Consider the following 14,333-nt stretch of genomic DNA (forward strand, 5'->3'; position numbering starts at 1 on the left):
GCCCGGTCACGGTGTGGCGGTCGCCTCCGCCACCCCGTGACCCCGTGCCGGGCGGTCCAGGCCGAAGCCGCTGCGGTGGAAGACCAGCGGCCGGGAGCGGTCGGTGTGGGACGCGGCGTGCAGGCGGAGCAGGACGATGGTGTGGTCGCCCGCCTCGACGTGGCGGTCGATCGTGGTGTCGAACCAGGCGACGCCGTCGGCGAGGGTGACCGCGCCGCCGTCGCCGAAAGCCAGGTCCAGGCCGTCGAAGCGGAGGTCGGCGCGGCCCGCGAGCTGCCGGGCGACGACGGCGTGGTGGTCCGCGAGGACGGTCACGCCGAGGTGGTCGGCGCGGCGCAGGACGGGCCACGTGCGGGACGTGGTGGCGATCGAGAAGGACACCAGCGGCGGGTCCAGCGACACCGTGGTGAACGAGCTGGCGGCCAGGCCGACGACCCGGTCGTCGACCCGCGCGGCCACGGCGACGACGCCGCTGGGGAAGGCGCCGAAGGCGGCGCGCAGCCGGGCGGGGTCCAGGCCACCCCCGACCGAGGGGATCGGGTCGGCGTGACGGCGCATCTCGCACTCCTTCCGAACGGCGGTCCGACCCCGGCCGCGACGGGCCGTGGTCGGGGTGTCCAGCGTCGCCCGCGGCGCGCGGGCGTGTCCAAGTGCCTTTCACGATGGCTTCCCATGAGGGGTCGTGATGGATTGGCAAGGGCCGGAGCCGGGTTCCCACATCGCGGTCGGGCTCCTCGGACACCCCTCTGGTCGGCTCTAATCGGACCCATGACGACCTCGTTGGACCTCGAACACCTGCGCACGCTGATCGCGATCGCCGAGTGCGGCGGGTTCAGCAAGGCCGCCGCCGTGCGGCACATCAGCCAGCCCGCGCTCAGCCAGCACGTCCGGCTGCTCGAACGCGGCCTCAAGCGCAAGCTGTTCGAACGGGACGGGCGCGTCATGCGCCTCACCCATGAGGGCGAGCGGGTGCTGGCGGAGGCGCGGCGGATCATCGGGGTGCACGACGCCTCGCTGCACCGGCTGGAGGCGGGGCGGGACCGGACGATCGTGGTCGGCTCCACGGAGCACAGCGCGCAGCAGATCCTGCCGGAGATGATCCGCGCGTTGCAGGCCGCGTTCCCCGACTGCTCCACCCGCTTCGAGATCGGCCGGTCCACGCAGCTCGCCGAGGCGGTGACCAGGGGAGTGGTGGACTTCGCGTTCGTGCTCGACCCCGGCGGCCACGGCGCGGGCCACCTCGTCGGACGGCTGCCGCTGGTCTGGTACACCGCAAGGGGCTGGCGGCGGCCCGAGCCCGGTGGGACGTGGCCGCTCATCGCGTTCGAGGAGCCGTGCGGCCTGCGCGAGCGAGCGCTGTCGGTCCTCACCGGCGAGGGCCACCGGGTGGAGGTCACCGCGCAGTCCACGACGCTGGAGGGCGTGCTCGCCGGTGTCCGGGCGGGCCTCGGCGTCGCGCTGCTGCCGAGCGCGGGCGGGCGCCCGTCGGGGCTGGCGGTGTGCGGCGACCTGCCCGAGGCGGGCACGACCCACCTGCGGATGGTCGCCCGGCGCGGCCTGCCCGCGGAGGTCGAGCGGACGGCGCTCACCGCCGGGGTGGACTTCTTCGAGCAGCGCCCGCACCTCCAGCTCGTCCCCGCCCGTGGCGCCTGACCCCGTCCACAACGCGGACCTATCGGAATCCATCACGCACTTGTCTTGGACGCCCCTCCCGCCACCGACCTACGTTCGACGCGTGACCAGCGCACCGGAGTTCGACCAGAAGATCCCCGAGACCGCCTCGCGGAAGGTTGAGTTCATCAGCCTGTCGCACCTCAACCCGTCGACCGAGCTGAACCCGATCCCCACCCGCGGCATCGACCCCGGGTACTTCCGCGAGTACGTCCGCGCCCTGGAGGACGGCGGCTACGACTACACGCTGCTGCCCTACGGTTCCGGTACGGCCGACTCGTTCGTCGTCGCCTCGGCCGTCGGCCAGCTCACCGAGCGGATCAAGCCGATCGTCGCCCTCCGCCCGAACACCACGTTCCCGTTGGTGGGCGCGCAGAAGCTCGCCACGCTCGACCAGCTCACCGAGGGCAGGGCCGTCGTCCACCTCATCTCCGGCGGCAGCGACGCCGAGCAGGCCCGCCAGGGCGACTACCTGCCCAAGGACCGCCGCTACGCCCGCACGTCGGAGTACATCGACCTGCTGCGCCGCGCCTGGACCGAGCCCGCGCCGTTCAGCCACGAGGGCGAGTTCTACAAGTTCGACGACTTCGGCCCCGGCTTCGCGCCGCACGGCGCGCCCATCCCGATCTCCATCGGCGGCCAGTCCGACGAGGCGTTCCGGGTCGGCGGCGAGAAGGCCGACGTGTTCAGCTTCTGGGGCGAGCCGCTCGACGACCTGCGCGGCGAGATCGACCGCGTCCACGCGATCGCCCGCGCCGCGGGGCGCACCACGCTGCCCCGCATCTGGGTGACCTTCCGGCCGATCATCGCGGCGACCGACGAACTGGCGTGGCGCAAGGCGCACGAGTACGTCGACCGGATCGCCGACACGTTCGGCAAGTCCGCCTACGGCAAGCAGCGGCTCCAGCAGCCCGGCGCGCCGCAGAACGTCGGCTCGCAGCGCGCGTTGTCGTTCGCCGAGAAGTCCGACCTGTACGACCGGGCGCTGTGGACCAGGACCGCCGCCGTGACCAACGCGGGCGGGGCGTCGACGGCGCTGGTGGGCTCCCCGGAGACCGTGGCGGCCGCGATCCTCGACTACGTCGACCACGGCGCGGACCTGGTGAGCATCCGCGGCTACGACACGCTCGTCGACGCCGTGGACTACGGCGAGCACGTGCTTCCCCTGGTGCGGCAGGAGATCGCGCACCGCGAGGCGACCGGCAGGCGCGGCACGCTCCAGGCCGAGCACCTGGGCAACTACGCCGAGGACTACCGGCGGCACGCGACGGCGGTCCGGTCGTGACCGGCACCGCGGTGCACGCCCTCCCCGCGGTGGACCTGTCGGAGCAGGCGCTCGCGGCGGTCACGGCGGAGGTGGCCGAGACCGCCGCGGAGTACGACCTGAGCGGCGCGGTTCCGGTGCGGGGGCTGGAAGTCGCCCACCGCGCGGGCCTGCTCACCGCCACCGTCGGGCAGCGCTACGGCGGCGCGGGGGCGGGACCGCGTGAGACGGCCCGCGTCCTCACCGCGCTGGGCGAGGGCGACCCGTCCGTGGCGCTGATCGCGGCGAACACCCTGATGGCGCACGCCTCCCAGGCCGCGAACGCCCACTGGCCCACCGCGTTCTACGACGACGTGCTGGCCCGCTCGGTGCGCGGTCCGGCGCCGGTCAACGCCATCCGGGCCGAGCCGGAACTCGGCGCCCCGGCCCGCGGCGGCCTGCCGAAGACGACCGTCCGGCGCACCCCGTCCGGCTGGATCCTCAACGGCCACAAGGCTTACGCGACCGGTGGCACGGCGCTGGCCTACCACGTGGTGTGGGCCGTGGCCGACGACTCGGACGGCGATCCCGCCGCTCCGCGCGTCGGGCACGTGATCGTCCCCGGCGACCTGCCCGGCATCACCTGGGTCGACACCTGGGACCACCTCGGGCTGCGCGCCTCCAACACCCACGACGTGGTCTACGAGGACGTCGGGTTGCCCGCGGACGCGTTCGTCGAGATCCCGCGCGGAGCGGACGGCGTCTACCGGGACCCCGCCGCCGCGGCCGGTCCCGGCAGCTTCGGCCACCCGGCGCTCTACCTCGGCGTGGCGAAGGCGGCTCGGCGGGCGTTCGCGGACTTCGCCCGGTCGCGGGTGCCCGCCGGACTCGGCAGGCCGATCGCCACGACCGAGCGGATCCAGGCCGTCGCGGGGGAGATCGACCTCCAGATCGCCCAGGCGGAAACGCTGCTGCACGGTGCCTTGCTGCGCCTGGAGGCGGGCGACCCGACGGTCACACCCCAGCTCTCGGTGCTCAAGGTGGCCATCGCCCGGTCGGTCGTGTCGGCCGTGCAGACGGCGGTCGCGGCCCTCGGCAACCCCGCGCTGTCCCGGCGCAATTCGCTGGAACGGCACCTGCGCGACGTGCTGTGCGTGCGAGTCCACCCGCCCCAGGAGGACACCGCGCTGGTGGCCGCCGGCAAGCGGGTTCTTACTGGTTGAACAGCGGCGGTTCTCGCTGTCGACGAAGTCGACGATCCAGCGAAGTTCTTTGCTTCGCTTTCCCTGCGTGCAGCGCTCTTCAGCGGCTGAACGGCGGCGGTTCGTACGCCCGAACCGGTGGCACGGGCCCGTCGTACCGGGTCACGGCCACCAGCACGTGCGCGCCGCTGGTGGCCTGCGTCAGCGTCGACGTGCCGACGTCGCGGGTGAGCACGTTGACGTTGCCGTTGACGCAGTCCGCGACCTCGGGCGCGCTCGGGTCGAACCACGCGCCGGTGTGCATCTGCGCCACACCGGGCAGCAGCGCGTCGGTGACGACGACCCCCGCGAGCAGGCTGCCCTGGGCGCTGCGGACCAGCGCGACGTCCCCGTCGGCCAGGCCGCGCGCGGCCGCGTCGGCGGGGTGCAGGCGCAGGGGTTCCCGCCCGGCGACCTTGGTCGACCGGCTGGCCGCGCCCATGTCCAGCTGGCTGTGCAGCCGGTGCGTCGGCTGGTTGCACAGCAGGTGCAGGTCGAACTCCGCCGCCGACGGCGAGCCCCACCACTGCGTCGGCTCCCGCCACCACGCGTGCCCGGCGACGTCGGACAGGCCGAAACCGGCCAGCGTCGGGGAGAACAGCTCGATCCGGCCGCTCGGCGTACCCAACGGGTTCGCCGCCGGATCCGCGCGGAACGCGGCGAAAACCGTGTCGTCGTAGGGCTTCTGGGGCAGCTCGACCCCGCCGTCGCGCCAGAACTCCGCGAACGGCGGCGCGGGCGGTGACGCCGGGGCGGCCCGCCACTGCTCGTAGATCCGCTCCAGCCACTGCCGGGAGTCCAGGCCCTCGGCGAAGTCCGCGCCCAGCCGCTCGGCCAGCCGCGTGTAGATCCACAGCTCCTCGCGCGCCTCACCGCGCGGCGGCACGGCCCTGGGCACCGCGCGCAGCCTGCTGTCGCCCGCTCCCGCCGCCACGTCGTCGCGTTCCAGCGTGCTCGCGACGGGCAGCACGACGTCGGCGTGCCGGGCGGTGGGCGTCCAGTGCGTCTCGTGCACCACGAAGGTGTCCAGTGTGGACAGCGCCCGGCGGAGCCGTCGGAGGTCCTGGTGGTGGTGGAACGGGTTGCCGCCCGCCCAGTACGCGAGCCGCGTCTCCGGGAACCGCACCCGCCCGCCGTTGTACGGGATCTCCTCGCCGGGGTGCAGGAGCAGGTCGCTGATCCGCGCGCACGGGATGAAGTCCGCCACCGGGTTGACGCCCTGGTGGAACGTCGGCAGCGGCGCGCCCGCGACCCCGACGCCGTAGTCGCCCATCGACCCGAAGCCGTGCGCGAAACCACCGCCGGGCAGGCCGATCTGCCCGAGGAACGCCGCCAGCGTGAGGCCAGCGAAGATCGCCTGCTCGCCGCCTTCGCCGCGTTGCAACGAGTACACGACGTTGACCATCGTCCGCCCGGAGGCCATCCGGTGGGCGAGGTCGCGGATCGTCGACGCGGGCGTCCGGCTGATCCGCTCCGCCCACTCCGGCGTCTTCGGCACCCCGTCGGACTCCCCGAGCACGTACCGCCGGACCTCGTCGGCCCCGACCGTGAACGCCGCCAGGAACTCCTCGTCGGCGAGGCGGTCGACGATCAGCACGTGGATCAGCGCCAGCATGACGGCGGTGTCGGTGCCCGGCATGACGCCCACCCACTCCGCGCCGAGGTCGGCGAAGGCGTCGTCGCGCTGGGCGGTCAGCGCCACGACCTCCGTGCCGCGGCCCACCGCCCTGGCGAAGTCGGAGCCGACGTGCCGCGCGTGCCCGCCGGGCACCACCCAGGTGTTCGACCGGCGCACGCCGCCGAAGCTGACGAGCAGGTCGGTGTGCTCGGCGACATCGGTCCAGGAGGCGGGTTTGTACCGCAGGTCGAGGGCGCCGCGCGCGCCGATGAGGTGGGGGAGCAGCACCATGCTGGCGCCGCGGCTGTAGTCGTTGACCGACCGGGTGTAGCCGCCGATGGTGTTGAGGAACCGGTGCAGCTGGCTCTGCGCGTGGTGCAGCCTGCCCGCGCTGCCCCAGCCGTAGGAGCCGCCGAAGATCGCGCTGTTGCCGAACTCCGACCGGACCCGGTCCAGCTCGCGGGCCAGCAGGTCGAGCGCGGTGTCCCAGTCGACCTCGACGTACTCCTCCGCCGGGTCGCCGCGCCGGGCGTCCGGGCCGGGGCCCTCGTCGAGCCAGCGGCGGCGCACGCTCGGCCTGGCCACCCGCGAGCGGTGGCGGTGGGCGTCGGCGACGTTCCCGATCGCCGGCGCGGCGTCGGGGTCGTCGGGACGCGCACGGGCCGAGACGACGTCGAGGCCGTCGGGGGACACCTCGACCAGGTAGGTCCCCCAGTGCGCGCTGGTTTCGTGCGTCCGGCTCACCGCACCGATGCTAACCGCGCGCGGCCGTGATCGGCGGACCCCGTCGATCAGAGTCCGCGATGGGTTCCGATCCCCATTTCGTCTTGGACCCCGTGCGCGGGGCGCTCCTAGATTCGGGGCGGGCCCCAGTGGCCCGTTCGCCTTCACCGTCCCGAGGGGAAAGCCCAGTGAACACCTTCCGCGCGGCACGCCGCGTCCGTCCACCCGGCCGCGCACTGCGGATGATCGTCGGCCTCGCCACCGTCGTCGCCCTGGCCGCCTGTGGGCCGGGCGTCGCGGCCAACTCGGGAGGTGGTTCCGGCGAACCGACGCAGGGCGGCGACATCACCTTCCTGATCGACTCGCTCGGCGACACCTGGATCCCCAACAACAGCGCCATCTCCAGCTTCCAGGGCCACATCTGGGGCCACCTCACCGACAAGCTCGTCTACGTCGACGAGAAGGGCGCGGTGAGCCCCTGGGTGGGGGAGAGCTGGGAGCAGAACGACACCGCGACGGAGTTCACCCTCCACCTGCGCAAGGGCGTCACGTTCTCGGACAGGACACCGCTGGACGCCGCCGCCGTCCTGGCGAACCTGGACATCTGGGCCAAGGGCGACGCGGCGAGGGGCATCAACCCGATCGGCCTGTTCCCCAAGACCTACGACCACGCCGAGGCGGTGGACGCGGCCACGGTGAAGGTGTTCTTCAAGGCGCCGACGCTGGGCTTCATCCCGACCCTGGGCTACCACGGCTCCATCCTGATCTCCCCCAGGACGATCGCGCTGCCCGCCGCGCAGCAGGCCGACCTCGCCAACGACCTCGGCAGCGGCCCGTTCGTGCTGTCCTCGTGGAAGGAGGGCGACAGCGTCGTCCTCAAGAAGCGGGCCGACTACGACTGGGCTCCCGCCGCGCTGGAGCACCAGGGGCCGGCCTACCTGGACTCGATCACCTACAAGCTCGTCGCCCAGCCGTCGGTGCGCACCTCGGCCGTCCAGTCGGGACAGGCCGACGTCGCCTACAACCCGTCGCCGCAGGAGCTGAAGTCGTTCGCCGACCAGGGCTTCACCACCGCGACCCCGCGCTACCTCGGCTTCGTCAACGGCTTCGCGGTCAACACCAAGGTCGCGCCGTTCGACGACGTCAAGGTCCGCCAGGCGCTCCAGCACGGGATCGACCGCGAGGAGATCATCTCCACGGTCTACACCCCGGACTGGCTGCCCGCGGAATCGCTGTTCCAGAGCAACGTCCCCGGCGCGACCGACCACAGCGCGGACTTCGCCTTCGACGCCGCCAAGGCGGGCGGACTGCTCGACGAGGCCGGCTGGGCGAAGGGCGCCGACGGCGTCCGGACCAAGGACGGCAAGCCGTTGCGGCTGACCCTGTACGCGAACCCCTACCTGGCCACCTCCAAGTCCGTCGACGAGCTCATCGCCCAGCAGCTCGGCGGGATCGGCTTCGAGGTCGACATCCAGGCCTTCGACGTCGTGACCTACGGCGAGCGGGTCAAGGTCAACAGCCCGAGCGTGGCGGCCTACGAGGTCACCAGGAGCTTCATCGACGCGGGCATCGTGGCCGGGGTCCTCACCGACGCGAACAAGGGCGAGAACTGGTTCGGACTCGGGCAGACCGACCCGAAGCTCGTCGAGCTGGCCACCGGCGTGGCGAGCGCGGGGACCGTCGACGCCCGCGCCTCGCTGCTGGACGAGTTGCAGGGCCACGTGCTCCAGCAGGGCTACTTCGTGCCGATCACGCAGATCGTGCAGCGCGTCTACCTCCAGTCGCCCAAGTTGCACGGCGTGTCCTACAACGGCATCGCCTACGCCGACTACTACGCCGCCTGGCTCGGCTGACGGTGACGGCATGAACTCCGACTACGCGGAGTACGCGGTCAAGCGCGTCCTCCAGGCGGTCGTCGTCATCCTGCTGGCGTACGCGTTCACGTTCGTCGTGATCAGCGTGCTGCCCGGCGACCCCGTGACCAACACCCTGCGCAACCCGCAGAACGGGTTCACCGAGGACGAGATCGGCCGGATCGTCTCCTACTACGGGCTCGACCGCCCGGTGCACGTCCAGCTGTGGGAGTCGCTGTCCCGCCTGGTGGTGGGCGACCTCGGCGTCTCGCTGCGGTCGGGCCTCCCGGTCGACCGGCTCATCGGCGACGTGCTCGGCTCGACCCTCCTGCTGGCGACCTCGGCGCTGGCCGTGGCGCTGGTGCTGGCGTTCGCCATCGGCTTCGGCACCCAGTACCTGCCCAAGCGGTACGGGCAGGGCCTGCTGCGGGCGTTCCCGTCGCTCTTCCTGTCCGTGCCGAACTTCGTGATCGGCCTGGTGCTGATCAACGTGTTCGCGTTCCAGCTGGGGCTGTTCCGGGTGATCGACTCCGAGGGCGGCCTGGCGACGTTCTTCGCCGCCATCGCCCTCGGCATCCCGGTCTCCGCCCAGGTGGCGGAGGTGCTCATCGCGAACCTCGACCACGAGGCCGGCCAGGAGTACGCGTCGGTCGCCCGCTCCCGCGGACTGGGGCAGGCCCGGCTGTTCCTGCGGCACCTGCTCAAGCCGTCGGCGCTGCCGGTCGTCACGGTCATCGCGCTGACCGTGGGGGAACTGCTCGGCGGGGCCGTGATCACCGAGCAGATCTTCGGGCGCACCGGCATCGGCAGCCTCGTGGAGAGGTCGGTGACGACGCAGGACCTCCCGGTGCTGCAAGCGGTCGTCACGCTGGCGGCCGTCATCTTCGTGGTGGTGAACCTCGTCGCCGACCTCGCCTACCCGCTGCTCGACCCGCGGGTGCGGCTCGCCGACGCCAAGCCGCGCGAACGGGAGGAGGCGTCATGAGCGTGTCGGCCCTGTCCCGCCCACAACTACCGGCACGCCGCAGGAAGGCGTCCCGCGTGCCTCCGGCGGTCGTCGGCGCGTTCGCCGTCCTGGTGGTCGTGCTGTCGTGGTCGCTGGCCCCCGGTCTGTTCACCGGCCAGGACCCCGCGCGCGGCGTCCCGGCCGACAAGTTCCGGGCGCCGAGCACCGCGCACCTCTTCGGCACCGACCACCTGGGGCGCGACCTGTTCTCCCGCGTCGTCCACGGCACCTCGTCCTCGGTGACCAGCGCGCTGGTGGCGGTGGGCATCGGCGTCCTGGTCGGCGGGCTGATCGGCCTGGTCGCCGGGTTCGCCGGAGGCCGGGTGGACAGCGTGCTGGCCCGGCTGGTCGACGTGCTGCTGGCGATCCCGTCGTTCCTGCTCGCGGTCGTCGTGGTCAGCTCGCTCGGCTTCGAGACGATCAACGCCGCCATCGCCACGGGTGTCTCCGCGGTGGGCGTGTTCGCCAGGGTCATGCGGTCGGAGGTGCTCAAGACCCGCCGCGCGGTCTTCGTGGAGGCGTCCTACCTCCAGGGCGGCTCGCGGTGGCACATCCTGGTGCGCCACGTGCTGCCCAACGCCTCGCGCTCGGTGCTGATGCTCGCGGTCCTCCAGTTCGGGCTGTCGATCCTGACCATCGCGGGCCTCGCGTTCCTCGGGTACGGCGACCCGCCGCCCGCGTCCGACTGGGGCCTGCTGATCTCGATCGGCAAGGACTACCCGCTGGCGCAGTGGCTGGTCTACGCGCCCGCGCTCGTCACGATCGCCACCGTCCTCTCCGTGAACAGGATCAGCCGATGGCTCCGCAAGACCGACTGACCCTCGAACGGGTCGCCCCGCCCACCGCGGGCCCGCTGCTGCGCGTCGAAGGGCTCTCCGTGTCCTACGGCGACAACCAGGTCGTCACCGACGTGGGCTTCGACCTCCGGCGCGGCGAGAGCCTCGCGCTCATCGGCGAGTCGGGGTCGGGCAAGTCGACCATCGCCCGCGCGCTGCTCCGCCTGCTGCCGCAGGGGACGGGCCGGGCGAGCGGTCTGGTGGAGTTCGACGGGCAGGACGTCCTGTCGCTGTCGGAGCGGCGGTTCCGGCCGTTGCGCGGCAGGCGGATCGGGTTCGTGCCCCAGGACCCCGGCAACGCCCTCAACCCGGTGCGGACGGTCGGCTCCCAGGCGCGGGAGGCCGCCGCCCTGCTCGGCGAACCCGGCGGGCACGAGGAGCTGGTGCTGGAGACCTTCGCCCAGGTGGGGCTGGACGACCCCCGCCGCGTCTACGACTCCTACCCGCACCAGCTGTCCGGCGGCATGCTCCAGCGCGTCCTCATCGGACTCACCGTGCTGCCGCGGCCCGCGCTGATCGTCGCCGACGAGCCGACCTCGGCGCTCGACGTCACGATCCAGAAGCGCATCCTCGACCTGCTGTCGGACCTGCGGCGGGACCTGGACATCAGCCTGCTCCTGATCACCCACGACCTGGCGATCGCCGCGGAGCGCGCGGACTCGCTGGTGGTGCTCAAGGACGGCGTCGTGCAGGAGGTGGGCCGCACCGCGTCGGTGTTCTCCGCGCCCTCGTCGGACTACACCCGGCGGCTGCACGCCGACGTCCCCGCGCTCAACCCCGACCGCTACCGGCACCTGCGCGACATCCGGCCCGTCGCGGGCGCGCCCAGGATCGAGGTCACCGGCGTGACCAAGTCGTTCACCGTCGACGGCCGCACGCTGACCGCCGTGGACGACGTGTCGTTCACCGTGGCGGCGGGCACCACCCACGCCCTGGTCGGCGAGTCCGGCTCGGGGAAGACGACCACGATCCGCCTGCTGCTCGGACTGGAGGAGCCCGACCGCGGCGGCATCGCGGTGGCGGGCGAGCAGGTGTCCGGCCGGTCGCACGCGTCGCTGCGCTCGATCCGCAGGCACCTGCAACTGGTCTACCAGAACCCCTTCACCTCCCTCGATCCCACGTGGACGGTCAAGCGGCTGGTGGGGGAGTCGCTCGACCGGTTCCGGATCGGGACCCGGCCGGAACGGGCCGAACGGGTGCGCGAGGCGCTCGACTCCGTGGGGCTGGGCCGGGACCTGTTGTCCCGCAAGCCCTCCGCCCTCTCGGGAGGCCAGCGGCAGCGGGTCGCCCTCGCCAGGGCACTGGTGCTGCGACCGGACGTGATCGTGCTCGACGAACCGACCTCGGCGCTGGACGTCAGCGTGCAGGCGGGCATCGTCGAGGTGCTGCTGGCGTTGCAGGCCGAACTCGGCCTGACCTACGTGTTCGTCTCCCACGACCTGGCGCTGGTGCGGCAGCTGGCGCACACCGTCTCGGTGATGCGCCGGGGGCGGATCGTCGAGAGCGGGGAGGTCGGGATGATCTTCGACCACCCCCGTGACCCCTACACCCGTGCGCTGGTCGACTCGATCCCGGTCGGTGCCGGGGCTGTCGCGGAAGGAGTGCCATGACCGCCATCCGGTCCGTTGCCGAGCCCCTGGGGTCGTCGTTCCGGCCCAAGCGTCGGCTCGGCTTCAACACCCGCGTGTCGTTCAGCGACGACCGGGGTCCGGCGCGGGGGCTGCGCGACGGCGTCGAGCTGTTCCGGGCCGCGGAGGCGCTGGGGTACCAGTCGGGGTGGGTCTACCAGCGGCACTTCGACCACTACCTGTCGTCGCCGCTGCCGTTCCTGGCCGCTGTCGGCCAGCACACCCACCGCATCGCGCTGGGCACGGCCGTCCTCCCGATGCGCTACCAGGACCCGATCCTGCTGGCCGAGGCGGCGGGCACCACGGACCTCCTGGTCGGTGGTGACCGGCTCGAACTGGCCGTCGCCACCGGGGCCGGCGCCGCGTTCGACGCGGTCTTCGGCGCCGTGGACACCGACGCCCGCACGGAGGCGCGGCGCAGGCAGGCGCGGTTCCTCGCGGCGGTCGGCGGCGAGGTGCTGCACGTCGTCGACGGGCCGGGGCAGGGCGCGCCGGTGGGCACGGAGCTGAAGGTCACCCCGCACAGCCCCGGACTGCGGTCGCGGATCCGGCAGGGGGCGGCGAGCATCGGATCGGCGGTGCGCGCCGCCGAGCTGGGAATCGGGCTGATCACCGGGACCGTGCTGCACGACCTGGACGAGGGCGAGACCTTCGGTCAGCACCAGGCGCGGGTCATCCACGCCTACCGGAGCACGTGGCGGGCGAAGTACGGGACCGAGCCGCCGGCGGTGGCGGTCGCCGCCTCGATCCTGCCGGGGGACACCGCCGAGCTGAGGGAGACCTACGCCGCCTACGACGCGCAGCGCCGGTCCGAGGGCATGCACGCCTCCCGCCCGAAGGGCGCCCTGGAACCGGTGGTGACCGGGGACCTCCCCGCGGGGGTGCGCGTCAGCCCGGTCTTCCACGGCGACCCGGACGAGGTCGTCGAGGCGGTGCTGGGCGACCCCGGTGTCGCCGCGGCCGACGAGGTGGTGCTCTTCCTCCCGCCCGCGTTCGGGCTGGGGGAGAACGTGCGGCTGCTCACCGACCTCGCGCGGACGGCGTCAGCCTTCGGCTGGGCCCCGGCGCTCACCTGAGCCGCGCCACCACCAGGCCCGCCGCGTCGCGCAGGGCCTCGGCCGCCGCCCGCGGCCCGTCGGAGGACGAGCTGCGGGCGATGCCGTGCGCCATCGTGGTGAACACGATGTCGTGGAAGGGCTTCTGCACCTGCCAGTAGAGCCTGCCCGCCTGGCCGTCGGGGGTGAACGTGATCGTCTGGCGGTAGCGCGTCCCGCCCTCGTGGCGGTCGACGCGCATCTCCATGACGGTGTCGCCGGGCATCCTCATGTCGGCGTGCAGGACCAGCCTGCGGGCGTCGTCGTCGCGGTGCAGCACCGTCCAGAAGTCGACGACGTCGCCGTCGGTGATCTCCGGCGCGCGCCCCCGGTAGAGGCCGACGCCGCCCGCCAGGTGGTCCAGCGCCCCGCGGACGGTCCACACCAGCGGGATCGTCCGCCAGCCGTTGGCGCCGCCGAGGCCGGTGATCGTGCGCCACACCTCGTCGGGCTCGGCGGTGGACGTCACCACGACCTCGTCGACGAACGGGGTGTCGGAGGCGGGCGGTGCGCCGGTGGGCGGGCAGGCGTCGCGGATGGCGTTGTCCACGGTGGTCGGGCCGCCCGGAGGCGGTGGCAGCACGGTCGTGACGTCGGTGTCGGTGGGCTGGAGGTCGTGGTCGAGGGATTCGAACAGCGGGCCCGCGACGGATGAGGGGATCGGCGTGACGAGGCCCGCCAGCCTGGCGGCGAGCCGGTGCGACCACAGCGGGGTGGGGACCGGGAGGCGCACGCGCAGACCGGTCACGCGGGCGTACCGCTGGACGAGCGCGAGGTAGCTCAGCGCCTCCGGGCCGGACACGTCGAACGTGCCGCGGACCGGGTGCTCCAGGGCGGCCGCGGCGACGAGGTAGTGGACGACGTCGGCGGCGGCGACGGGCCTGCTGGTGTTGCGCATCCACCGCGGCACGGGCACCCAGGGGCTGAGCCGGGTGGTGCGGAGCAGGTCGAAGCTGGCCGAACCGCGGCCGATGACCATGGAGGCCTGCAACGCCAGGGCGGGGACGCTGCCGCGGGTGAGGATGTCGCCGACCTCCGCGCGCGAAGCCAGGTGGTCCGACACGTCGTCGGAGGTCGGTCGGGGCCCGCCGACGTAGACGACCTGCCGGACGCCCGCCGCCGCTGCCTCCGCGGCCAGGACGGTCGCCGCGCGGCGGTCGACGTCGGCGAAGTCGCCGCGGTCGAGCGAGTGCACGAGGAAGTAGGCCACCTCGACACCCGCCAGCGCGGCGCGCACGGCAGCCGGGTCGGTCGCGTCACCCGCGTGCACGGTGACCGGCGGCAGGTCGGACGACTCGGGGGAGCGCACCAGCGCGCCCACCTCGTGACCGGCCTCGACCAGCGCCGGGACCAGCAGCGAGCCCAGGTACCCCGTCGCACCCATGACCAGGCACCGGGTCATGACGCGGCCCTGCGCGTC

At 73.1% G+C, this 14,333-nt stretch carries 11 protein-coding genes; 8 read left to right on the plus strand and 3 right to left on the minus strand.

The annotated features are described in order from the left end of the window. Nucleotides 1-6: 6 nt before the first annotated feature. Nucleotides 7-558, minus strand: coding sequence for a flavin reductase family protein (locus tag RM788_RS48155; protein ID WP_315927952.1), 552 nt, complete (start codon nucleotides 556-558; stop codon nucleotides 7-9). Nucleotides 559-768: 210 nt separating this feature from the next. On the opposite strand from RM788_RS48155, the gene RM788_RS48160 reads away from it, so the two are divergent. From RM788_RS48160 to RM788_RS48170, 3 genes are all read left to right on the plus strand, one after another. Further along, a complete protein-coding gene (locus RM788_RS48160; RefSeq protein ID WP_315927954.1) occupies nucleotides 769-1,653 on the plus strand; it encodes a LysR family transcriptional regulator in 885 nt (294 codons plus the stop codon). An 82-nt stretch (nucleotides 1,654-1,735) separates the two neighbouring features. Beyond that, nucleotides 1,736-2,956 (plus strand): LLM class flavin-dependent oxidoreductase, encoded by a 1,221-nt coding sequence (locus tag RM788_RS48165; protein WP_315927956.1) that lies wholly within the window; start codon nucleotides 1,736-1,738, stop codon nucleotides 2,954-2,956. Beyond that, nucleotides 2,953-4,137 (plus strand): acyl-CoA dehydrogenase family protein, encoded by a 1,185-nt coding sequence (locus tag RM788_RS48170; RefSeq protein WP_315927958.1) that lies wholly within the window; start codon nucleotides 2,953-2,955, stop codon nucleotides 4,135-4,137. Before RM788_RS48165 ends, RM788_RS48170 begins: the two co-directional genes overlap by 4 nt. Before the next feature lie 79 nt (nucleotides 4,138-4,216). Here the strand turns inward: RM788_RS48170 and RM788_RS48175 are convergent, their stop codons facing one another. Continuing rightward, nucleotides 4,217-6,517: a molybdopterin-dependent oxidoreductase gene (locus RM788_RS48175; protein WP_315927960.1), complete on the minus strand. Its 2,301-nt coding sequence runs from the start codon at nucleotides 6,515-6,517 to the stop codon at nucleotides 4,217-4,219. Between the two features lie 167 nt (nucleotides 6,518-6,684). On the opposite strand from RM788_RS48175, the gene RM788_RS48180 reads away from it, so the two are divergent. The 5 genes from RM788_RS48180 to RM788_RS48200 are packed head-to-tail and all read left to right on the plus strand — an operon-like array spanning nucleotide 6,685 to nucleotide 12,895. Continuing rightward, nucleotides 6,685-8,349, plus strand: coding sequence for an ABC transporter substrate-binding protein (locus RM788_RS48180; RefSeq protein WP_315927962.1), 1,665 nt, complete (start codon nucleotides 6,685-6,687; stop codon nucleotides 8,347-8,349). 10 nt (nucleotides 8,350-8,359) lie between these two features. Beyond that, nucleotides 8,360-9,334 (plus strand): ABC transporter permease, encoded by a 975-nt coding sequence (locus tag RM788_RS48185; RefSeq protein WP_315927964.1) that lies wholly within the window; start codon nucleotides 8,360-8,362, stop codon nucleotides 9,332-9,334. Next, complete coding sequence (locus RM788_RS48190) at nucleotides 9,331-10,173, plus strand: ABC transporter permease (protein ID WP_315927966.1); 843 nt, start codon at nucleotides 9,331-9,333, stop codon at nucleotides 10,171-10,173. Before RM788_RS48185 ends, RM788_RS48190 begins: the two co-directional genes overlap by 4 nt. After that, a complete protein-coding gene (locus RM788_RS48195) occupies nucleotides 10,152-11,801 on the plus strand; it encodes an ABC transporter ATP-binding protein (RefSeq protein ID WP_315927968.1) in 1,650 nt (549 codons plus the stop codon). The genes RM788_RS48190 and RM788_RS48195 overlap by 22 nt, the downstream gene beginning before the upstream one ends. Further along, nucleotides 11,798-12,895, plus strand: coding sequence for an LLM class flavin-dependent oxidoreductase (locus RM788_RS48200; RefSeq protein WP_315927970.1), 1,098 nt, complete (start codon nucleotides 11,798-11,800; stop codon nucleotides 12,893-12,895). Before RM788_RS48195 ends, RM788_RS48200 begins: the two co-directional genes overlap by 4 nt. Here the strand turns inward: RM788_RS48200 and RM788_RS48205 are convergent. After that, nucleotides 12,888-14,297, minus strand: coding sequence for a DUF2867 domain-containing protein (locus RM788_RS48205; RefSeq protein WP_315927972.1), 1,410 nt, complete (start codon nucleotides 14,295-14,297; stop codon nucleotides 12,888-12,890). The genes RM788_RS48200 and RM788_RS48205 overlap by 8 nt on opposite strands. Between the last annotated feature and the right edge of the window lie 36 nt (nucleotides 14,298-14,333).

This window comes from Umezawaea sp. Da 62-37, assembly GCF_032460545.1.
Lineage (GTDB): Bacteria > Actinomycetota > Actinomycetes > Mycobacteriales > Pseudonocardiaceae > Umezawaea.